Here is a 20,712-nt window from a genome sequence, read left to right as displayed (position 1 = left end):
CCGAGCATCACTGATCGTTTGCCTGGGAGGGTCAACACCATGTGTGGAATCGTCGGTTATATCGGTAAGCGCGACGTCGCGCCGCTGCTGCTGGAGGGCCTCCAGCGCCTGGAGTACCGCGGCTACGACTCCGCCGGTATCGCCCTGCACGCGAGCGGCAAGACGGGCGGCCTGAAGTCCGCCAAGGCCAAGGGCCGCGTCCGTGAGCTGGAGGCGCGCCTGCCCAAGCGCTTCAACGGCACCACCGGCATCGCCCACACCCGCTGGGCCACCCACGGCGCGCCCAACGACGTCAACGCCCACCCGCACCTGGACGCCGAGGAGAAGGTCGCCGTCGTCCACAACGGCATCATCGACAACGCCTCCGACCTGCGCGCCAAGCTGACGGCCGAGGGCTTCGTCTTCGTCTCCGACACCGACACCGAGGTCCTCGCCCACCTCATCGCCCGCTCCGAGGCCGGAACGCTGGAGGAGAAGGTCCGCGAGGCGGTCAAGTACATCGAGGGCACGTACGGCATCGCCGTCCTGCACGCCGACTTCCCGGACCGCATCGTCGTCGCCCGCAACGGCTCCCCCGTGGTGCTGGGCATAGGCGAGAAGGAGATGTTCGTCTCCTCCGACGTCGCCGCGCTGGTCAGCCACACCCGTCAGGTCGTCACCCTCGACGACGGCGAGATGGCCACGCTCCGGGCCGACGACTACCGCACGTACACCACCGAGGGCTCCTCCACCTCGGCACAGCCGACCACCGTGGAGTGGGAGGCCGAGTCGTACGACATGGGCGGCCACGACACGTACATGCACAAGGAGATCCACGAGCAGGCGGACGCGGTCGACCGCGCGCTGCGCGGCCGGATCGACGACCGCTTCTCCACCGTGCACCTGGGCGGCCTGAACCTCGACGCCCGTGACGCGCGCGCCGTGCGCCGGGTGAAGATCCTCGGCTGCGGCACCTCGTACCACGCCGGCCAGATCGGCGCCCAGATGATCGAGGAGCTGGCGCGGATCCCCGCCGACGCCGAGCCGGCCTCCGAGTTCCGCTACCGCAACCCGGTCGTGGACCCCGACACCCTCTACATCGCGGTCTCCCAGTCCGGTGAGACCTACGACGTCCTCGCCGCCGTCCAGGAGCTCAAGCGCAAGGGCGCCCGCGTCCTCGGCCTGGTCAACGTGGTGGGCTCGGCGATCGCCCGCGAGACCGACGGCGGCATCTACGTGCACGCCGGCCCCGAGGTCTGCGTCGTCTCCACCAAGTGCTTCACCAACATGGTGGTCTCCTTCGGTCTGCTCGCCCTGCACCTGGGCCGCACCCGTGACCTGTCCGTCGCCGACGGCAAGCGGATCATCGCGGGCCTGCGCAAGCTGCCCGAGCAGATCGCCGAGATCCTGGCGAACGAGGGCGAGATCGAGAAGCTGGCCGGTGAGTACGCCGACGCCAAGTCGATGATGTTCATCGGCCGCGTCCGGGGCTACCCGGTCGCCCGCGAGGCCTCGCTGAAGCTCAAGGAGGTCTCGTACATCCACGCCGAGGCCTACCCGGCGTCCGAGCTCAAGCACGGCCCGCTGGCCCTGATCGAGCCCGCCATGCCGACGGTCGCGATCGTCCCGAACGACGACCTGCTGGAGAAGAACCGCGCCGCGCTCGAGGAGATCAAGGCCCGCTCCGGCCGCATCCTCGCCGTCGCGCACCAGGTGCAGGAGAAGGCCGACCACACGATCGTGGTGCCGAAGAACGAGGACGAGCTGGACCCGATCCTCATGGGCATCCCGCTCCAGCTCCTCGCGTACTACACGGCGAAGGCCATGGGCCGCGACATCGACAAGCCGCGCAACCTGGCGAAGTCCGTCACGGTTGAGTAGGACCCGGGGAGCTCGACGGAAGCGGCCTGTCCCCGCGACCGATCACTGAGCGACCCGGCGGCGGTCGGCCGCTGCCGCGAGAGCGGCGGCGGCCCCGCCGCAAAAAGGGACGGTCTTCCCCGCACGTGCCACCACGCGCGCGGGGAGGACCGCCTCCCCTGCGTCGGCGTCGCCCTCACGCCGACGGTGATGCCGCCGGTCCCGGGAACCGTCACCTCCCGTCCGGCAGCACGTCACATGTAGCGGGTTGTACCCGTCACCGGAGCACTATCCACCTCTACGCGCGAGTAGATTCATCCGGCCCGTCAAGGCGGAACCGGCGCCGTTCCGGGCGCACCGGGACGCCGTCTCCCGTACGGAACGGTCGAGTTGACGGATGGCCGAGCGCCCGGCGCCGACGGGGCGATTACGGGATGACGACGACCGGCCGCTGAGCGCGCCGCGCCAGCCGCCCCGCGACGGAGCCGAAGATCCGGCCGACCAGGCCGTGGGTGGAGCCGACCACGATCGCGTCCGCCGCGTACTCCCGGCCGACTTCCTCCAATTCGTGGCAAATGTCCCCACCGCGCTCGACGAGGATCCACGGCACCTCGGACAGATAGTCCGCACAGGCCAGTTCGAGGCCGAGCACTTCCGTCCGGTGATCGGGGACGTCCACGAAGACCGGCGGCTCACAGCCCGCCCATACGGTCGTCGGCAGCCGGTTGGCCACATGGACGATGATCAGCCCGGAGCCCGAGCGCCGGGCCATCCCGATTGCATATGCAAGCGCTCGCTCGCTCGACGTGGATCCGTCGAAGCCCACCACGACACCGTGCTGGAACGCCGGATCGCAGGCATGACGTGTTTCTTCCGCCGCTTCGGGGTGCGCCGCTTGATCGGCGACCCGCTTGCGGTCCGCGGGTTCGGAGAATTCGTGACCGGCCATCGGTGTCTCGGCGAAGGAGTCCTCTTGCGGAGGGGGATCGACGGGGGCTGATTGGAGTTGTCGAGGGGGACGGGCCAGATGATCAAGGACGAAAAAATCCGTCCGGGATTCATCTTTTCAAGTGCTTACCCCCCAGGGTACGGCGCCACTCGTCGGCTGCCCAGAGGCCGCCCGGCCAGGCCCGCCGGATCCACACCCCCCGGGGCGTTCCCCGGAGCATGCACGAGGGCGGCGCGCAACGCAATGCCCCGACCATGGTCCTGATGCCCTCTCCCCAGTGACCCGGGGCCCGGCCGGGCGTTGTACTACCGCCAGCAGCCGCCACCAGGGAGCCGTTCCGTGCCCGGAACCCGCGAGTCCGCCCGCGCCGACGCCACCGAAGGGGAATCCCCCGATCCGGTGAGCGACGTAGTCCGCTGGGCGGCCTTCAGCTGCGCCCTGGTCCCCGTCGTCCTGCTGATGTGCGGTCAGTCCTTCGGCGGCGCCGCGGGCACGGCGGCCGGTCTGGTGGCGGTCACCTGCGCCTGCCACGCCCTACTGCGCCAGTCGGAGCGCAGTGCCGCCCGGGTAGCGGCGGAACAGTCGATTCCGCACCGCGGCAGGCGGGGCCGGACCGGTACCGGTTCCCACCGCGGCGCCCGTCACCCCGGCGCCGCCCATCCGGTCGACTGACGGCCTCGCACGCCTGCACCCGTAGGTTTTCAGCCAACTTGGGGCCGAACTCCATCCCTTGGCCAAAGCACCTCCCAACAGCCGGTCGACCAGCAAGGAAAGGACCGTTGAGGGCGGTTGCGCCCTACGGGGAGTGGGCATGGGCGAGAGGCGTACTTTTCACCGGGGCCTGCAAGTGCAACGCTTCGTGATCGAACGCTTCGCGCCAAGTTGTCATGTCGACATAGAGCCGGGTGGTGAACTGGTCACCGCGTCTCCATTCGACGCAGTAGATTCGATCTTGGCCATGACCGGCGGGGGAACCGTTCAGGACCGAGGGGAAACGTGCAGGACCGAGAGGACTCGACCGCCGAGGGGGGCTTAGCGCCATGAGCCAGGACTCCACGACCGTACCGGAGACCGCGCGCAAGCTCTCCGGACGCCGCCGCCGGGAGATCGTCGCAGTGCTGCTATTCAGCGGCGGCCCCATCTTCGAAAGCTCCATTCCGCTCTCTGTGTTCGGCATCGACCGACAGGACGCAGGGGTCCCCCGCTACCGATTGCTGGTGTGCGCGGGCGAAGATGTGCCATTGCGAACAACCGGCGGCCTTGAACTGACCGCACCGTACGGCCTGGAGGCACTCTCCAGGGCGGGCACTGTCGTGGTGCCCGCTTGGCGGTCGATCACCCAGCCGCCACCGACCGCAGCACTCGACGCGCTGCGCCGCGCCCATGAAGAGGGCGCCCGCATCGTCGGGCTGTGCACCGGTGCCTTTGTACTGGCCGCCGCGGGACTGCTCGACGGCAGGCCCGCCACCACCCATTGGATGTACGCGCCCACGCTCGCCAAGCGCTATCCGTCGGTCCACGTGGACCCGCGGGAGCTCTTCGTGGACGACGGTGACGTACTGACTTCCGCGGGCACCGCGGCAGGCATCGACCTGTGCCTGCACATCGTCCGCACCGACCACGGCGCCGACGCGGCGGGGGCCCTGGCCCGTCGTCTCGTCGTACCGCCACGCCGCAGCGGCGGGCAGGAGCGCTATCTCGACCGGTCTTTACCGGAGGAGATCGGCGCCGACCCGCTCGCCGAGGTCGTCGCCTGGGCGCTGGAGCACCTCCACGAGCAGTTCGACGTGGAGACCCTGGCGGCGCGCGCCTATATGAGCAGGCGCACCTTCGACCGGAGGTTCCGCTCGCTCACCGGGAGCGCTCCGCTGCAATGGCTGATCACCCAGCGGGTGCTTCAGGCGCAGCGGCTCCTGGAGACCTCGGACTATTCCGTGGACGAGGTCGCCGGGCGCTGCGGCTTCCGCTCGCCGGTGGCCCTGCGCGGCCACTTCCGCCGGCAGCTGGGGTCCTCCCCCGCCGCCTACCGGGCCGCCTACCGGGCGCGCCGGCCGCAGAACGGTTCGGCCGACCGGCCGGAGCGGGGCGAGCGTCCGGACCGTCCGGACAGAGGGGACCGCTTCGAACGGCAGGATCTGCCCGAGCAGCGGCCCGGTGAGTCCTCGGTGATGGCGATGCGACGGACGGCCATGGCCGGCGTCCACGCCGTGACCGGCGCATCGCTGGCACCTCCACCACCACATGGTGGACATAGCGGCCATTCCGGACCTGGCAGTCATCTCGGTCATGTGACCGGTCATGGCGGCCCCGGCGGCCATGGCGGCCTCGGCCCCGAGCCCGGCAAGCCGGAGTCCGACCTCTACAGCCCACGCCTGCCCGGTCAGCGGGAACGCCCCGTAGGGTGAGACGCATGAACGATCGCATGGTGTGGATCGACTGCGAGATGACCGGGCTCTCGCTGTCGAACGACGCGCTCATCGAGGTGGCCGCCCTGGTCACCGACTCTGAGCTGAACATCCTCGGCGACGGCGTGGACATCGTCGTCCGCCCGCCCGCCGAGGCTTTGACCACCATGCCCGAGGTGGTGCGCCAGATGCACACGGCCTCCGGGCTGCTCGCTGAGCTGGACGGCGGGACGACGCTCGAGGACGCGGAGCGTCAGGTCCTGGCGTACGTGCGCGAGCACGTCCCGGAGCCGGGCAAGGCCCCGCTGTGCGGAAACTCGGTCAGCACCGACCGTGGATTCCTGCTGCGCGACATGCCCGAGCTGGAGAACCACCTGCACTACCGGATCGTCGACGTGTCCTCGGTGAAGGAGCTGGCCCGGCGCTGGTTCCCCCGCTCCTACTTCAGCAGTCCGAAGAAGAGCGGCAACCACCGGGCACTCGCCGACATCAGGGAGTCGATCGCCGAGCTCCGCTATTACCGCGAGGCGATCTTCGTACCGCAGCCCGGCCCGGACTCGGACACGGCGAAGGCCATCGCGGCCAAGCACGTCCTGCCCGCCCAGGGATAGTGACGCAGCTCGCTCCCAGAACGCGTGTCATCTGGGAGCGAGCACCCCTGAAGACCCTGTACACTTTTTCTCAGCCGGTGGGAAACGCACCGGACATGGTGGGTATAGCTCAGCTGGCAGAGCACCTGGTTGTGGTCCAGGATGTCGCGGGTTCAAGTCCCGTTACTCACCCTGTATGACGAAGGCCCGGTCTGTGAGAACAGACCGGGCCTTCGTCGTGTCTGCGCCCCCTCTTCTCTTCTGCCTCTCCCCTCCCTTCCTCTCCGTTTTCTCTCCCCTGCGGCTGATCCGTCGTCAGCGGGACGGTGTCCGGTGCCGGTACCGGGGTCCGGGCGACGTGCCATGGTGCTTTCTGTGAACCCCTCCCCCCACAGCCGCCCGCTGCGCATCGGCACCCGCAAGAGCCCCATGGCGCTGGCCCAGACCGAGCGGGTCCGCGAGCTGTTGCTCAAACTCCAACCCGATCTCGACATCGACGTGGTCCCCATCGAGACGGAGGCCGACCAGTGGCAGGGCGATCTCGCGAAGCTCGGCGGGAAGGGCCTCTTCGTCAAGGCCCTCGACCTCCGGCTGCAGGGCGGCGACATCGACCTGGCCGTCCACTGTCTGAAGGACGTCCCCGGTGACGGGCCCCTCCCCGAGGGCCTGGTCTTCGCGGCGATGCTGCCGCGCGACGACGTCCGTGACGTCCTCGTCGTGCCCGAGGACTCGGCGGTGCGCACGCTCGCCGATCTGCCCGACGGGGCGCACGTGGGCTCGTCCTCCGTGCGCCGCCGGGCGCAGCTCGGCCGCGCCCGGCCGGACCTGCGGGTCGTCCGGGTGCGCGGCACCGTCGGCACCCGCCTCGGCAAGCTCGACGGTACGAAGGCCATGACCCCCGCGCTCGACGCGCTGGTCGTGGCGGCCTCGGGACTCGGGCGGCTCGAGCTGCGACAGCGGGCCCGGCAGGTCTTCACCGTCGACGAGATCCTGCCCGCCGTCGGCGCCGGGGTCCTGGTGCTGGAGTGCCGCCGCGCCGACGGCGATCTCCTCGGGCTGCTCCGGAAGCTGGGCGACGCGCGGACGCTGGCGGAGGCCACGGCGGAACGGGCGATGCTGTACGGCCTGCGCGGTCACTGCAACTCGCCCATCGCGGGGTACTGCGACACCGAGGTCGACGGGCGGCTCTCGCTGCGCGGCATGGTCTTCGACGAGGCCGGGTCCACCTTCGTCCGCGCCCATATCCGTGGCCCGGCCGACGACCCGGTGGACCTCGGCGGCCGGGTCAGCACCGAGCTCCTCCGCCAAGGGGCGGCCGATCTCATCGCCGGAACCGTCCACTGAGCCACCCCCGCGCACACCCATCCCGGTGACTTCGACGAGACACGCCCTCACCCTTTCGGGTAGTGGCGGCGTTGGCGACACGCGCGGCCCTTCAATGAGCGGGAGGCGGGGCAGCCGCCCCGCCTCTCCCAGGAAAGAGGCACCCCATGCACCGTCGGCTCGCATCCATCATCGTCACCTCCTGTACCGCTCTGGCGTTCGCCGTCATCGGGGCGACACCGTCCGTGGCGGATCCGGGCCCGATCTCGGAGGCGGACTGCAGGGCGACGAACGGGGTGACGGACGACATCGACGGGACCTACTACTGCCTTGCCGTCCACGGCGTCATCGAGGGGGCGGGCGTCCCCGAGGAGGCTCTCGCGGACTTCTAGGGCCTGCCCCGTCACTGACGCACCACCGGTTCCGTCGGCAGCATCAGGAGGACGCAATTGCGCGGCAGCACGGGCACCTACCGGCGTCGGGCGGTGGTCCTCGGGGCCGTCGCCGCGCTCGCGGGTCTCCTCGGTGGCTGCGCCCGGGACGGCGGCACCGCCGCGAGCGGCACCGGGGGCGGCGGCAGTGGGAAGACCACGATCACGATCGGCACCTTCGGCGTCTTCGGCTACAAGCAGGCCGGTCTCTACGCGGAGTACGAGCGGCTGCACCCGGACGTCACGATCAAGGAGAGCGTGATCGAGCGCAACGACGCCTACTACCCGCAGTTGCTCACCCATCTCGCGGCGGGCGGCGGGCTCGCCGACATCCAGGCCGTGGAGGTCGCCAACATCAACGAGGTGGCCACGACGCTGTCCGGCAAGTTCGAGGACCTGTCGAAGGCGGCGGGGGTGCGCAGGAGCGACTGGCTGGACTGGAAGTGGCAGCAGGCCACGGACCGGAAGGGCCGGACGGTCGGGCTCGGCACGGACATCGGGCCGATCGCCGTGTGTTACCGCAAGGACCTCTTCAAGAAGGCCGGACTGCCCACGGACCGGGAGGCGGTCGGCCGGCTGTGGGCCGGTGACTGGCAGAAGTACATCGACACCGGCCAGGCGTACAAGAAGCGGGCACCGGCCGGCACGGTCTTCACCGACTCGGCCGCCGGGGTCTACAACGCGTCGATCCACGCCTACCCCGAGCGCTACTACGACCGGCGCGGCAAGGCGATCTACGCGGACAGCCCGGCCGTCAAGGCGTCCTGGGACCTGGCCGTGCAGGCGTCGCGGGGCGGGCTGACCGCACGGCTCAAGCAGTTCGAGAAGCCGTGGGACCAGGCGTACGCGAACGCGCGCTTCGCCACCGTCGCCTGCCCGCCGTGGATGCTCGGCTACATCAAGGAGAAGGCGGGCGCCGCGGGCAAGGACAAGTGGGACGTGGCAGCCGCGCCCCGACCCGCCAACTGGGGCGGCTCCTTCATCGGCGTGCCGAAGGCGGCCCGGCACAAGGCCGAGGCGGTCAGGCTCGCGGTCTGGCTGACCGCGCCCGCGCAGCAGGCCAAGCTCTTCGACCGGCAGGCGAGCATCCCCTCCACCCCGTCCTCGTACGACATGCCGCAGGTCAGGGACGCCAGGCACCCCTACTTCGGCGGCGCCCCGACGGGACGGATCTTCGCTGCGGCGGCCAAGAACATCCCCACCTTGGTGATCGGCCCGGACGAGCAGCAGATCGGCACCGCCTTCACCGACATCGGGCTGCTCCAGATCGACCAGCAGGGCAGGTCCCCGCGCGCGGCCTGGAAGGCGACGCAGAAGGAGATCGAGAACGCGGTGGACGAATGACCACGACCGCCACCGCGGCCCGGGGCACGGGTGCCGGGGACGAGGGCGGCACCCCGCGGCGGCCCCCGGGCCATGACCCCGGCCCCGGCCGGGCGGGCCGTGTGCGCAGCCGGCTCTACCGGTGGGACGTCCGCTACAGCCCGTACGCCTTCGTCGCGCCGTTCTTCCTCTTCTTCGCCGCGTTCGGGCTCTTCCCCCTCCTCTATACGGGCTGGGCGTCACTGCACCGGGTGGAGCTGGCCGCCCCGGACGACATGCGGTGGGTGGGGCTGCGCAACTACACCCGGCTGCTGGACGACGACTTCTTCTGGAACGCACTGGGCAACACCTTCACCATCGGCGTCCTGTCGACCGTCCCCCAGCTGCTGATGGCCCTGGGCCTGGCCCATCTGCTGCACTACCGGCTGCGCGCGGCGAACTTCTGGCGCGTCGCGCTGCTCACCCCGTACGCCACCTCGGTCGCCGCCGCCACGCTCGTCTTCGTGCTGCTCTACGGGCGCGACTACGGGATGGTCAACTGGGCCCTGGGGGCGGTGGGGATCGATGCGGTCGACTGGCAGAGCGGCACCTGGACCTCGCAGTTCGCGGTCTCCTCGATCGTGATCTGGCGGTGGACGGGCTACAACGCACTGATCTACCTGGCCGCCATGCAGGCCGTGCCGGACGACCGCTACGAATCGGCGGCCCTCGACGGCGCCTCCCGGTGGCAGCAGTTCCGGCACGTCACCGTGCCCGCGCTGCGGCCGACGATCCTCTTCACGATCGTGGTCTCGACGATCGGGGCGACCCAGCTCTTCGGCGAACCGCTGCTGTTCGGCGGGGCGGGCGGCCAGAAGGGCGGCGCCTCCCACCAGTTCCAGACCCTCGGCCTCTACCTCTACGAACAGGGGTGGTTCTCCTTCCACCTCGGGCGCGCCTGCGCCGTCGCCTGGACGATGTTCCTGATCCTGCTGCTGATCGCCGCGGTCAACGCCACCCTCGCGCGGCGACTGCGCAAGAGTCATTGAGGGGCTGCCGTGACGACGACCACGACGACCGACCCGCCGGCTCCCGCGGCCGCCCCGGCCCGCCGTCCCGGCCCGCGACCGGGGCCCGGCACCCGGCGCGCGGGCCGGCAGCTGCACGGCGGCCCCGTCGCCTACGCGGTGCTGGCGCTCTTCACCGTCGGCTCGCTCTTCCCCTTGGTGTGGACGGCGGTCGCCGCCTCGCGGGACAGCTCCCGGCTCGCCCGGACCCCGCCGCCGTTGTGGTTCGGCAGCAATCTGCCGCGGAACCTGGGGACGGCGTGGACCGACGCCAACATGGGCCTCGCGCTGTTCAACACGGTGCTGGTCGCGGGCGCCATCGCGCTGGGCACCGTGCTCTTCTGCACCATCGCCGGCTTCGCCTTCGCCAAACTGCGCTTCCGGTTCAAGAGCGTCCTGCTGATGCTGACGATCGGCACGATGATGATCCCGCCGCAGCTCGGCGTGGTCCCCCTCTTCATGGTCGTCGCCGAGCTGGAGTGGACCGACCGACTGCAGTCGGTGGTGCTGCCCACGCTCGTCAGCGCCTTCGGGGTCTTCTTCATGCGGCAGTACCTCGTGGAGGCACTGCCCACCGAGCTGATCGAGGCGGCCCGCGTGGACGGCGCGAGCAGCTGGCGCGTCGTGTGGCACATCGTCCTCCCCGTCGCACGGCCGGCGATGGCGGTCCTCGGGATGCTCTCCTTCGTCCAGGCGTGGAACGACTTCTTCTGGCCGATCATCGCGTTGACCCAGGAGAACCCGACCGTGCAGGTGGCCCTCACCGGGCTGGGCCGCGGCTATGTGCCCGACCAAGCCGTGATCATGGCCGGCGCGCTGCTGGGCACGCTGCCGTTGCTCCTCGCGTTCACGCTGTTCGGCAGGCAGATCGTCGGCGGCATCATGCAGGGCGCCGTCAAGGGCTGAGCCCCCGGTGTCCCCCTGTCTCACCTGTCTCGCCCTCCCCTTCCCCCACCTCGGGAGCGTTTCGATGACCCCTTCTTCCTCGCCCTCCACATCCCCCTCCCCGTCCGTGAACTTCCCGCCCGGCTTCCTCTGGGGCGCGGCCACCGCCGCGTACCAGGTCGAGGGCGGCGCGCGGGAGGGCGGGCGCACCCCCTCCATCTGGGACGTCTTCGCCCGCATCCCCGGCAAGGTCCTCGGCGGGGACACCGGGGACACCGCCACCGACCACTACCACCGCCACCACGAGGACGTGGCACTCATGGCGGAGCTCGGGCTGGGCGCGTACCGCTTCTCCGTCTCCTGGCCGCGCGTCCAGCCCACCGGCCGGGGCCCGGCCTCCCGGCACGGCCTCGACTTCTACCGCGCCCTCGTCGACGACCTCCTCGCGCACGGCATCCAGCCGATGCTGACCCTCTACCACTGGGACCTGCCGCAGGAGCTGGAGGCGGCCGGCGGCTGGCCGGAGCGCGAGACCGCACACCGCTTCGCCGACTACGCCCACCTCGTCGCCGAGGCGCTGGGCGACCGGGTCGAGCTGTGGACGACCCTCAACGAGCCCTGGTGCAGCGCCTTCCTCGGCTACGGCTCGGGGGTGCACGCCCCGGGCCGTACGGACGAGGTCGCGGCGCTGCGTGCCGCGCACCATCTGAACCTGGCGCACGGTCTCGGCGCGGCGGCGCTGCGCGCGGCCCTCCCCGGCCGGGCGCGGCTGTCCGTCGCCCTCAACCCCAGCGCGGTCAGGGCCCGCACCGCCTCACCCGAGGACGTGGACGCGGCGCGCCGCGTCGACGCCCTGGCCACGCGTATCTTCACCGATCCCATGCTCCACGGTGTGTACCCCGAGGACCTGCTGGCCGACACGGCGGGGATCACGGACTGGTCGTTCGTGTACGACGGCGACCCGGACACCATCAACCACCCCCTCGACGCGCTGGGCATCAACTACTACGCACCCACAGTGGTATCAGGCACCACTGACAGCCGCCCCTCGCGCACGGACGGCCATGGGGGCGGCGAGCGGTCCCCCTGGCCCGGCGCGGACCGCGTCGCCTTCCACCAACCGCCCGGCAAACGGACCGCGATGGACTGGTCCGTCGACCCCACCGGCCTCTACGACCTGCTGACCCGCTTCGCCCGCGAGGCCCCCGGACTGCCGCTCGTCGTCACCGAGAACGGTGCCGCCTACGACGACAAGCCGGACGGCGACGGCGTGGTGCACGACCCGGACCGCATCGCCTATCTGCACGCGCACCTCGACGCCGTGCGGCGCGCGATCGCCGACGGCGCGGACGTGCGGGGCTACTTCCTCTGGTCGCTGCTGGACAACTTCGAGTGGGCGTACGGCTACAGCAAGCGCTTCGGCGCGGTGTACGTCGACTACGCCACCCAGGCCCGTACACCCAAGTCCAGTGCCCGGTGGTACTCCCAGGTGGCGCGGAGCGGGCAACTCCCGCCGTTCTGAACGCCGTTCGGCGCTGTTTCCAGCACCGCCCTACGCGAAGGCGTCGGGCGGCGGCGCCGGCGAGGGCCGGGCCGCGGCGTCGGTGACCGGCGCCGCGCCGCCCGTGAAGTCGGCCAGTGCGCGGCCGTGTTCGACCCGCCCCTGGTGCGGGTCGGAGGCGGCCCGCCGGGTCAGCTCGGCGACGGGCAGCTCCCGGTCACAGGCCAGCAGCACGGCGTTGCCGAAGCGCCGCCCGCGCAGCACCGCCGGGTCGGCGGTCAGGCACAGCTCGGGGAAGACGGCGGCCGCGGTCGCGATCTGCCCCTTCAGATGGGCGAGCGGCGGACCGTCCGCGAGGTTCGCGGCGTAGAAGCCGCCCGGGCGCAGAGCCCGGCGGACCTCGCCGGTGAACTCCACGCTGGTCAGGTGCGCGGGGGTGCGGGCGCCGCTGAAGACATCGGCGATGATCAGGTCCGCCCAGCCGTCCGGCACCTTGGCGAGCCCTTCCCGGGCGTCGCCGCCGCGCACCCGGATCCGCCAGCCGCCGTCCAGGGGCAGCTCGGTGCGGACGAACTGGACGAGCGGCGCGTCGATCTCGACGATCTGCTGGGTCGAGCGGGGGCGGGTCGCGGCGACGTACCGGGCGAGGGTGAACGCGCCGCCGCCCAGGTGCAGCGCCTGGATCGGCTTGCCGGGCGGTGCCACGAGGTCGGCGATGTGGCCGAGGCGCCGCTGATAGGCGAAGTCGAGGTACGCGGGGTCGTCGAGGTCCACATGGGACTGCGGGGCCCCGTCGATCAGGAGGGTGCGGCCGCGCGGCCGGTCCCGGTCGGGCACCAGCTCCGCCAGACCGCCGGCCACCTGCGCCGATACCGGCTCCGCGGTACGCCCGCGCCCTTGCTTCTGCTTGCCCTTCGCCACCTGGCAAGTATCGCCCGTGGCCCCGGCGGCCCGCGCGGCGGCCCGTTGCGTTCCGGTCCGGTGGCAGTGCGGCCGGGCTAGCGGCAGCGGTCGACGGCCTCGATCGTCCGGGCCGCCTCGCCGAGCGCGGCCCTCAGCACGGCGGGGTCGGTGGAAGCGGTGAAGGCCACGTCGGGCGGGACCAGCCAGCCGGTGCCGGTGACGGGGGTCTCGGCGACGCCCCGGGGTCCGCAGCCGTAGGTCTGCGTACAGGCACTGCCGGGCACGTCCCAGCCGGCGGCGGTGCCGGGCGGCACGAGGAAGCCGAGGGTGTCGCAGGTGCCGTCGTGCAGGACGGGGCCCACGCCGTCGCGCAGCCGCAGGATGTCGACCGCCTCCAGGCCCTGGCGGGCGGGGACGGTGACGAGGTCGCACGGGCCGGCGTCGTCGAACGTCACGGGCGGGTACGGGAACGGGCTGCGGTCCTGGCGCGGCCGGTGCAGGGCCGTCGTACGCGAACCACCGATGTCCACTCCGGCCTCCACCAAGGGAAACGCCTCCTCCGCCGTGGCACTCCGCGTCGAGCGCACTCCAAGGATTCCAACGCCCCATCGCGTCAACGGCTACGGCGCACAGCCGCCGCAAAGGATGGCAGTTCATGGCGGATGGTGCGTGAGATATCCGTTTTGTAGCCAAACCGAGCGTAGTGAACGGCTCACAGCCGGTACGGTTTTCATGCCGCAAAGGCAAGTACAGCCGCCCGCCCCGGAGCACGCGCGGGGCGGCACTCGCCAGGGAGAGGGTCCGGCCATGGCGTCGTCCCACGCATCCTCGTCACCCCGTCCGAACACCGCCTTCCGGCAGTTGCGAGGGCACCGCTCACCTGGCGAGTTCGCGGCGGCCGTACGGCGTGCGGCCCGCGAGATCGGCGAGCAGGTCTCCTGCGACGCGCGCTACATCGGACGTGTCGAATCCGGGGAGATCCGTTGCCCCAACTACGCCTACGAACGGGTGTTCCGGCACATGTTCCCCGGCCGTGAGCCAGCGGACATGGGCTTCGCGCCACGGGACGCGGTACGCGGACGGGGGGCGCGCGACGTGGGACGCACGCCGCCCCCGCAATCCGAGATCCCCGAAGCGCCCCACGGCTCCGCCCCCTCGGACGGAATCGCCGGCGGCCACGCCGGCAGTCCCTTCGACCCCTTCGATAATCCGCCGCACCACGACCACCAGTTCCACCTGGACAACCCCTTCGACCGGCACCGGTCGGACAGCACCAAGGAGAGCGACGTGTTGCGTCGCGCGTTCATGACCAGCGGCACGGCCGCGGTGGCCACCGCCTCGCTGGGCGGCGTCCCCGGCGCCCGCCCGCCCCGCCGCGTCGGTGAGGCCGAGGCCTCCGCCGTCGAACGGGCGGTGCGGCGCATCCGGGTCCTCGACGACCGGCACGGCGGCGACGGCCTCTACCGACGCGCCGCGCAGCCCCTGCGGGTGGCGTACGAACTGCTCGACGCGGGCACCCGGCGGCAGTCGGTCGCGGACCGGCTGCACGCGAGCGCGGGCGAGCTGGCGATCTCGGTCGGCTGGCTGGCCCACGACTCGGGCCGGTTCGCCGACGCCCGCTCCCACTACGCGGAGGCCCTCGCCACCGCGCGGGTCGCGGGGGACGCGGCACTGGAGGCGCACGCGTTCTGCAACACCGCGTTCCTCGCGCGCGACGCGGACCGGCCGAGAGAGGCCGTACGCGCGGCGCAGGCCGCGCAGCGGGCGGGGCGGAAGCTTTCTTCGACCCGGCTGATGTCCCTGCTGACGCTGCGCGAGGCCGGCGGCTGGGCCGGGCTCGGGGACCGTCCGGCGTGCGAGGCGGCGCTGCTGCGGGCGCGCACGCTCTTCGGGCGGGGCACGGGGGCGACGGACCCGGAGTGGATGACGTTCTTCGGCGAGGCGGAACTGGAGGGGCTGGAGGCACAGTGCTGGTCGGTGCTCGGCGACTGGCCGCGCGCGGTGGAGCACGCGCGGCAGGCGGTCTTCCTCCAGGACTCGCACTTCGCGCGCAACACGGCGCTGTTCACCGCGCAACTCGCGGGCGACCTGGCCCGCGCCGGCCGCCCGGACGAGGCGGCAGCCGCGGGCGAACGCGTCCTGGACCTGCTCGACCAGGTCCGCTCCTCACGCATCCGCGCGATGCTCGCCTCCACGGCCCGCCTGCTGCGCCCGTACGAACGCGATCCCGTGGTGGCGTCCTTCTTGTCACGCCAGTCGGCTGCGCGCCCGGCTTGACGGGTGCACCTCCGCTGCGCGGCGGTGTCCTCAATCGCCGGACGGGCTTGGTGGCTGAGCTCAGCCACAACAAGCCCGTCCGGCGATTGAGGACGCGCCCGCAGGGCGCCCGCCGCCGCAGGCGGCAAGACCGGGCCGCCGTCGTCAGGACACCCGCGCACAGGCCGCGCGCCGAGCGCGAAGCCGGGGTCACCTCGTACCGCTACGCGAGGTGCCCCGTGTCGTTCCAGCGTTCGATCGCCGGGGCGCCGTACGCCCAGCCGAGGATGGACAGCGAGGTCGGGTCGAGGCGGATGCGGGAGGCGAAGGAGACGTCGAGGCCGAGCCAGCGGGCGCCGATGACGCGCAGGATGTGGCCGTGGGCGAAGATCAGCACATCACGGTCGGCCGAGCGCGCCCACTCCACGACCTCGTCCGCCCGCGCGCCGACCTCCGCCAGCGTCTCGCCCTCGGGGACGCCGTCGCGCCAGATGAGCCAGCCCGGCCGCGCCGCCTTGATCTCGTCCGGGGTCATGCCCTCGTACGCGCCGTAGTGGAACTCCATCAGCGCGTCCCACGACGTGGCCCGGTCACCGAAGCCCGCCAGCTCGCAGGTCTCCTTCGCGCGCACCAGCGGGCTGGTGCGGACCTCGACGCCCGGCAGCGCGTTCCACGGCTCGCGGTGCAGCCGCTCTCCGAGCAGCTTGGCCCCGCGCCGCCCCTCGTCGAGGAGCGGGATGTCCGTACGGCCGGTGTGCTTGCCGGAGAGCGACCACTCCGTCTGTCCGTGCCGGGCCAGCAGGATGCGCGGTGCCATGGAGGGGCCCCCTTCATAAGATTTGGGTGATTTTGGCGACAGAACGACAGACTCGCTCGTCCCACCCCCATCATCGCTCACCCCTTTCACAGGCAACCCTGTGGGCAATTCAGGCGTCTCCTTCCTCACGACCCGTAGACCACCGCACAACAGCGGGCAAACAGGGTGCAACCGAGAAGTCACGGGGCGGTGTGCAAGCCAAGTGGCGTACACCGTACGGTTGCATGCGCGCTTGTTGGCCGCCTGAACACATGGAGAGCGTCCGGATGTACCGCACCGCACCACTCGGGAAGCGGCCGCGCTGGTGGACCGAGCTGCCGCTGATCGCCGTGGTGTACGCCGCGTACTCGGCGGGGCGGCTGCTGGTCCGGGGAGACGTGCAATCAGCCGTCGACCACGGCCTGTCAATTCTCGATCTTGAAAAAACGTTCCGAATAAACTTCGAACACCCGCTCAACCGGCTGTTCACCGAGCACGCCTCCCTCGGCATACCCGCCGACTTCGCCTACGCGTCGCTGCATTACCTGCTCACCCCCGCGCTGCTCGTCTGGCTCTTCAAGCGCCGCCCGGCCGATTACCGTCCGCTGCGGACGTGGCTGATGGTCTCCACCCTGATCGGGCTGATCGGCTTCACCCTGCTGCCCACCTGCCCGCCCCGGCTGCTCGACCCCGGCTACGGGTTCGTCGACACGATGGCCCAGTACGGCTCCTACGGCTGGTGGGGCGGCGAAGCCAGCGCCCCGCGCGGGCTCGGCGGGATGACCAACCAGTACGCGGCCATGCCCAGCCTGCACGTCGGATGGGCCCTGTGGTGCGGCGTCGTGCTGTGGCGCTACGGCCGTACGACCTGGGCGAAGATCGCGGGTGTCGGCTACCCGCTGGCCATCACGATCATCGTGATGGGCACCGCCAACCACTACTTCCTGGACGCCGTCGCGGGCGCCGTCGTGATGGGCGTCGGCTTCCTGCTGGCCCGTCCGGTGCTGCGGCTCGTCGAACGGATCAAGGCTCGCTTCCGGGCGACGGCCGACGTGGAAACCACCGAGACGCCCGCGAGTGTCAGTGGCGGGTGCGAGACTTCGGCGGGTACAGCGCTTCCCCGGTCGACGCCCTCCGGAGCAGGGGCCCCGGAGGACCGTCCGGGGGCGCCGGAGAGACATCGCGAGGCGGACGCCAGTGACCAGATCCCTCGACAGCCGGCCCGCGGCGGGGCCGTCGACAGCCACCCCGACGGGGCTGCGGCAGCGACTCGCTGACCTGCGCGGCCCGGCCGTCGCACCGCACCCGCTCGATGCCCGCGCCCTCGCGGCGCTGGCCGCCAACCCCGGCTGTCACCGCCGGGCGCTGCTCGACGGCGCCGGGATCGACAAGGGCGCGCTGGCCCGGGCCCTTGGCTCGCCGGCGACCTTCGGGCAGTCGCAGTTCGCCTTCGTGCGGGGCAACGCCTTCGAGGCCCGCGTCAAGGGCGACGGCGGCGCGGAGCTGATCCGTCTGCTGCGGGAGCGGCTGGGCGAGGGTTCGCACGAGCCCGGTCCGGACCCCGCCCCGGCCCCCGATCTGTCGGCCGTCGGGCCCGAGGGCCGCGCGGCCCGGACGGCCCTGGCCCTGCGCGACGCCACGGCCGCCGGCCGGTGGACGCTGTTGGACCACCCCCTGCTGGCCCTCCCGGTCGCCGGCACCCCGGTCTATCTGGAACCGGACGCGGTGGTCGTCCACCCCGACGGCAGCTGGACCGTCGTGGAGATCAAGTCCTTCGCGATGATCGACGGCGCGGCCGACACGTCGAAGGTGGGCGCGGCCGCGCGGCAGGCGGCGGTGTACGCCTTGGCGTTGGAGGACGTGGCGGGGCGCCTGCCCATGCCCTCCGGGCCGGGCGACGACGAGGACGGGGTGGCGCGTCCACTGGGCCACGAGAACAACCCGGGCAGCGGGCCCGGCGCCCACACCCGGGCGGACGATCCGGCGACCGTCGCCGACCGGACACAGGGCCGGCAGCACGACGACACGGGCCCCGCGCGGCCGCTCGCCCTCCCCGAGGACAGCCACGCCACCGCACCGCATCCCGCCGGTGCGGACGGTGCGGCCCGCAGCCACCCCGACGACGCCCCGGTCTCCGGCCGGACCCGTGCCGCGCGCGTGCGCCATCACATCCTGCTGGTCTGCCCCAAGGACTTCTCCAACCTTCCCGCCGCCGAGCTCGTCGACGTGCGCAAGCAGCTGGCCACCACCCGCCGTCAGCTGGCCCGGCTGACCCGGGTCGAGGACATCGCCGCCGCGCTGCCGCCCGACACCACGTTCGATCTGCGGCTGGCCGACGACGGCCGGACCGCGACCCGGCCCGCCGCGGAGCTGGCGACCGCCGTCGAGTCGGTCGGCGCGGCCTACGCACCGGAGTGCCTGGCCGCGTGCGAGCTGGCGTTCCACTGCCGGGCGCGGGCCCGTGAGGCCGGCGCGGTGGAGACGCTGGGCCGTGGGGTGCGTGGCGAGCTGGGCGCGCTGACCACGGTCGGATCGGTCCTCTCCGCCGCCCTGGGGGAGACGGGCGACCCCGCCGACCCCACCGTCGCCGCCCTCCGCCGCGCGGCGGCGCTGCGCGCGGAGGCACTGGCCGGCTGCGGCACCGGACCGGGCGCCGGAGGCGCGTCGTGACCCGCCCGGCGACGCGGGCCGATGCACCGACCGACGCACCGGCCGACGCGGGCCGGCACGCCGGCGGTCGCGCCGGGGCCGGCGCCTCGGAACACTGCCCGCCCGGGCGCCCCCATCGCACGCCCGCCTGTGGCCCGTCCGCCGCAGCGGCGCCGCGCACCCGTACGGAGGCCGCATGTCGCTGATCACCACGCTCGCGCGGCTGGAGGCGGTGCGGGAGGGGCGGGCGCGGCCGATGGCGACCGTGCGGCATCGCCATGTGGCCGGGCGGCCGCTCGTGTTCGTGCCGCTGACGACCGCCGGTGAGGCGGGGGCGCCGCTCGGCGCGCTGGTCGGGACCGAGCGGGACGCGCCGCGGTTGCTGATGGTGGCGCAGCCGCGCGACCGGGATCTGCGGTCCGCTTTCCTCGCCGAGCTGGCCGAGGCCGTGCTGCCGTACATCGAATCCTTCGCCGACGACGTCGTCGCGGAACAGCGCAAGGAGACCGACCCGGAGACGGGCAAGAAGGTGCCGGTCGAGGTCGAGCTGTGCGCCGACGCCCCGCAGTTGCTGGTGCCGAGCGGCGCGGGCGTCGAGTACGTACGGCTGCTGGGGCGTTCCATGCGGTTCCGCCGTACCGCCGAGCAGGACCCGGAGACCCCCTACCCCGCTCCCCCGCGCGTGCCGCTGCTCGGCCGCTGGCTGACGCACTTCGGCGAGCGGGCCCGGGTGCCCGGCTCGTCGCTGCTGCTGCCGATGACGCAGTTGCTGGGCCGCCACTGGGCGACGGGCCAGTCGAACCTCGAGGACCAGCACCTGGGCGCGCTGCTCGCCTGGATCGATCCCCCTGCGGGGACGACGGGCGCGGAGGCGGCCGTCCGCGCGGAGCTCGGGCGCGGCCCGGACGGGCTGCTGCTCTGTCCGCCCGCCGGCCCCTCGACCGACCCGGTCTTCGACAACAAGCGGCTGGCGCCCGCCGTCGCCCGCTACGACCGGGCGCGGGCGGACGTCCTGGAGGCCGGCCCGTACCACCCCTCCGCGCGGGACGCGCTGGCCGGCGCCGAGCACGAGATCGGCGCCCTCCTCACGTCGCAGCTGCGCCCCACGTGGGACGCGGTGTGGCACGGCGTCGACCTGCTGCGTGCCCTCCCCGAGGGGGCCAGGGTGGGTGAGCGGTGGAAGCGGGACCGCTGGTCGTACACCGCGCACCGCGACCGCGTACGGGCCGGGGAGCCGCCGCAGCCCAAGCGGGACGACGCGGTGACGGCGGCGCGCAAGCTCGCGGCGCGGGAGACCGCGCAGGCGCAGCTGGAGGCCCAGGAGGCGCTGGACGATCCGCTGGTCATGGCGGCGCGGCGGCTCGCCGGCGAGGCGTTCGCGGGTGAGGTCACCGAGGTCGTCATGGAGTATTCGCAGGCGAAGGTCCCGCGTCCGCGCCCCCTGGTCACGGTCCGGACGGACGACGGCCCGCACGTCGCCGAGGGCGCGAAGGTGCACCGTGCGCTGGCGGACGGCAAGGCGCAGTCGGCCGAGTTCGTCGTACACCGGCTGGGCGCGCTGACCGTCCGGCTGACCGGTGGCATGGGCCGGGGCAAGGTCCCCGACCCGGGGTCGGTGCCGGTCCCCGGCGACCACGTGTGCTGGACTCTGTTCGAGCACGCTCCCCGGGGCGGCCCGGAGCTGCCCGACCCCGAGCAGACGCCTTGGACCCACGGCGGCCCGCCGGGCACGTCGGAGGACGGCCCCGACCCGGTGACCGCGGAGGACATCCTGTGACCGAGTACCGGATGCCGCCCGCCCCTGCCCGGCGGGTGG

At 72.4% G+C, this 20,712-nt stretch carries 18 protein-coding genes and 1 tRNA gene; 15 read left to right on the top strand and 4 right to left on the bottom strand.

What is annotated here, in order from left to right; all coding sequences use genetic code 11:
- Window positions 1-39: 39 nt before the first annotated feature.
- Window positions 40-1,860 (top strand): glutamine--fructose-6-phosphate transaminase (isomerizing), encoded by a 1,821-nt coding sequence (glmS, locus tag FHS38_RS00725; RefSeq protein WP_184729588.1) that lies wholly within the window; start codon window positions 40-42, stop codon window positions 1,858-1,860.
- Between the two features lie 406 nt (window positions 1,861-2,266).
- On the opposite strand, the gene FHS38_RS00720 is transcribed toward glmS, so the two are convergent.
- On the bottom strand, window positions 2,267-2,788 hold the full coding sequence (locus FHS38_RS00720) for a universal stress protein (protein WP_184729586.1): 522 nt from the start codon (window positions 2,786-2,788) through the stop codon (window positions 2,267-2,269).
- A gap of 339 nt (window positions 2,789-3,127) precedes the next feature.
- Between FHS38_RS00720 and FHS38_RS00715 the strand changes: the two genes are divergently transcribed.
- The 10 genes from FHS38_RS00715 (at window position 3,128) to FHS38_RS00670 (ending at window position 12,313) form a co-directional block, all read left to right on the top strand.
- The gene (locus FHS38_RS00715; RefSeq protein ID WP_229821905.1) at window positions 3,128-3,460 is read left to right on the top strand and encodes a hypothetical protein; all 333 of its coding nucleotides are present in this window, start codon (window positions 3,128-3,130) and stop codon (window positions 3,458-3,460) included.
- 368 nt (window positions 3,461-3,828) lie between these two features.
- The gene (locus FHS38_RS00710) at window positions 3,829-5,193 is read left to right on the top strand and encodes a helix-turn-helix domain-containing protein (RefSeq protein WP_184729584.1); all 1,365 of its coding nucleotides are present in this window, start codon (window positions 3,829-3,831) and stop codon (window positions 5,191-5,193) included.
- Between the two features lie 5 nt (window positions 5,194-5,198).
- Window positions 5,199-5,804, top strand: coding sequence for an oligoribonuclease (gene orn / locus FHS38_RS00705; RefSeq protein ID WP_184729582.1), 606 nt, complete (start codon window positions 5,199-5,201; stop codon window positions 5,802-5,804).
- A gap of 98 nt (window positions 5,805-5,902) precedes the next feature.
- Window positions 5,903-5,975: transfer RNA gene (locus FHS38_RS00700), tRNA-His, on the top strand.
- A 183-nt stretch (window positions 5,976-6,158) separates the two neighbouring features.
- Window positions 6,159-7,127, top strand: a complete 969-nt coding sequence (gene hemC, locus FHS38_RS00695) for a hydroxymethylbilane synthase (RefSeq protein WP_229821906.1) — start codon at window positions 6,159-6,161, stop codon at window positions 7,125-7,127.
- 146 nt (window positions 7,128-7,273) lie between these two features.
- Window positions 7,274-7,498, top strand: a complete 225-nt coding sequence (locus tag FHS38_RS00690) for a hypothetical protein (protein ID WP_184729578.1) — start codon at window positions 7,274-7,276, stop codon at window positions 7,496-7,498.
- Window positions 7,499-7,555: 57 nt separating this feature from the next.
- Complete coding sequence (locus FHS38_RS00685; protein WP_184729576.1) at window positions 7,556-8,881, top strand: ABC transporter substrate-binding protein; 1,326 nt, start codon at window positions 7,556-7,558, stop codon at window positions 8,879-8,881.
- A complete protein-coding gene (locus FHS38_RS00680; RefSeq protein WP_184729575.1) occupies window positions 8,878-9,888 on the top strand; it encodes a carbohydrate ABC transporter permease in 1,011 nt (336 codons plus the stop codon). The genes FHS38_RS00685 and FHS38_RS00680 overlap by 4 nt, the downstream gene beginning before the upstream one ends.
- 9 nt (window positions 9,889-9,897) lie before the next feature.
- On the top strand, window positions 9,898-10,812 hold the full coding sequence (locus tag FHS38_RS00675) for a carbohydrate ABC transporter permease (RefSeq protein ID WP_184729573.1): 915 nt from the start codon (window positions 9,898-9,900) through the stop codon (window positions 10,810-10,812).
- Between the two features lie 64 nt (window positions 10,813-10,876).
- Complete coding sequence (locus FHS38_RS00670; RefSeq protein WP_184729571.1) at window positions 10,877-12,313, top strand: GH1 family beta-glucosidase; 1,437 nt, start codon at window positions 10,877-10,879, stop codon at window positions 12,311-12,313.
- Between the two features lie 30 nt (window positions 12,314-12,343).
- Here the strand turns inward: FHS38_RS00670 and FHS38_RS00665 are convergent, their stop codons facing one another.
- Entirely contained in the window at window positions 12,344-13,213 is an 870-nt protein-coding gene (locus tag FHS38_RS00665; protein ID WP_184729569.1) for a spermidine synthase, read from the bottom strand.
- Between the two features lie 77 nt (window positions 13,214-13,290).
- Window positions 13,291-13,737 (bottom strand): hypothetical protein, encoded by a 447-nt coding sequence (locus FHS38_RS00660; protein ID WP_373301763.1) that lies wholly within the window; start codon window positions 13,735-13,737, stop codon window positions 13,291-13,293.
- A 265-nt stretch (window positions 13,738-14,002) separates the two neighbouring features.
- Between FHS38_RS00660 and FHS38_RS00655 the strand changes: the two genes are divergently transcribed.
- Window positions 14,003-15,472 (top strand): NsdA family TPR-like regulatory protein, encoded by a 1,470-nt coding sequence (locus tag FHS38_RS00655; RefSeq protein ID WP_184729567.1) that lies wholly within the window; start codon window positions 14,003-14,005, stop codon window positions 15,470-15,472.
- Between the two features lie 202 nt (window positions 15,473-15,674).
- Here FHS38_RS00655 and FHS38_RS00650 read toward each other — a convergent pair whose 3' ends face one another.
- Entirely contained in the window at window positions 15,675-16,268 is a 594-nt protein-coding gene (locus FHS38_RS00650; RefSeq protein ID WP_184729565.1) for a histidine phosphatase family protein, read from the bottom strand.
- A 266-nt stretch (window positions 16,269-16,534) separates the two neighbouring features.
- Between FHS38_RS00650 and FHS38_RS00645 the strand changes: the two genes are divergently transcribed.
- The 3 genes from FHS38_RS00645 to FHS38_RS00635 all read left to right on the top strand — a co-directional run bounded on the left by FHS38_RS00645 (window position 16,535) and on the right by FHS38_RS00635 (window position 20,673).
- Window positions 16,535-17,524, top strand: coding sequence for a phosphatase PAP2 family protein (locus FHS38_RS00645; RefSeq protein ID WP_184729563.1), 990 nt, complete (start codon window positions 16,535-16,537; stop codon window positions 17,522-17,524).
- Window positions 17,445-18,917: a hypothetical protein gene (locus FHS38_RS00640; RefSeq protein ID WP_229821908.1), complete on the top strand. Its 1,473-nt coding sequence runs from the start codon at window positions 17,445-17,447 to the stop codon at window positions 18,915-18,917. The genes FHS38_RS00645 and FHS38_RS00640 overlap by 80 nt, the downstream gene beginning before the upstream one ends.
- 175 nt (window positions 18,918-19,092) lie before the next feature.
- Entirely contained in the window at window positions 19,093-20,673 is a 1,581-nt protein-coding gene (locus FHS38_RS00635; RefSeq protein WP_184729561.1) for a hypothetical protein, read from the top strand.
- Window positions 20,674-20,712 lie beyond the last annotated feature (39 nt).

Source organism: Streptomyces netropsis, from assembly GCF_014203545.1.
GTDB lineage: Bacteria > Actinomycetota > Actinomycetes > Streptomycetales > Streptomycetaceae > Streptomyces > Streptomyces netropsis.
The sequence above is the reverse complement of the archived record's forward strand: the minus strand, read 5'-3'. Positions and strand labels throughout refer to the sequence as shown.

Coding starts and splice junctions, on each gene's coding strand:
- glmS (WP_184729588.1), top strand. CDS start 40: ATGTGTGGAATCGTCGGTTATATCGGTAAGCGCGACGTCGCGCCGCTG.
- FHS38_RS00720 (WP_184729586.1), bottom strand. CDS start 2,788: ATGGCCGGTCACGAATTCTCCGAACCCGCGGACCGCAAGCGGGTCGCC.
- FHS38_RS00710 (WP_184729584.1), top strand. CDS start 3,829: ATGAGCCAGGACTCCACGACCGTACCGGAGACCGCGCGCAAGCTCTCC.
- orn (WP_184729582.1), top strand. CDS start 5,199: ATGAACGATCGCATGGTGTGGATCGACTGCGAGATGACCGGGCTCTCG.
- FHS38_RS00690 (WP_184729578.1), top strand. CDS start 7,274: ATGCACCGTCGGCTCGCATCCATCATCGTCACCTCCTGTACCGCTCTG.
- FHS38_RS00680 (WP_184729575.1), top strand. CDS start 8,878: ATGACCACGACCGCCACCGCGGCCCGGGGCACGGGTGCCGGGGACGAG.
- FHS38_RS00670 (WP_184729571.1), top strand. CDS start 10,877: ATGACCCCTTCTTCCTCGCCCTCCACATCCCCCTCCCCGTCCGTGAAC.
- FHS38_RS00655 (WP_184729567.1), top strand. CDS start 14,003: ATGGCGTCGTCCCACGCATCCTCGTCACCCCGTCCGAACACCGCCTTC.
- FHS38_RS00650 (WP_184729565.1), bottom strand. CDS start 16,268: ATGGCACCGCGCATCCTGCTGGCCCGGCACGGACAGACGGAGTGGTCG.
- FHS38_RS00645 (WP_184729563.1), top strand. CDS start 16,535: ATGTACCGCACCGCACCACTCGGGAAGCGGCCGCGCTGGTGGACCGAG.
- FHS38_RS00635 (WP_184729561.1), top strand. CDS start 19,093: ATGTCGCTGATCACCACGCTCGCGCGGCTGGAGGCGGTGCGGGAGGGG.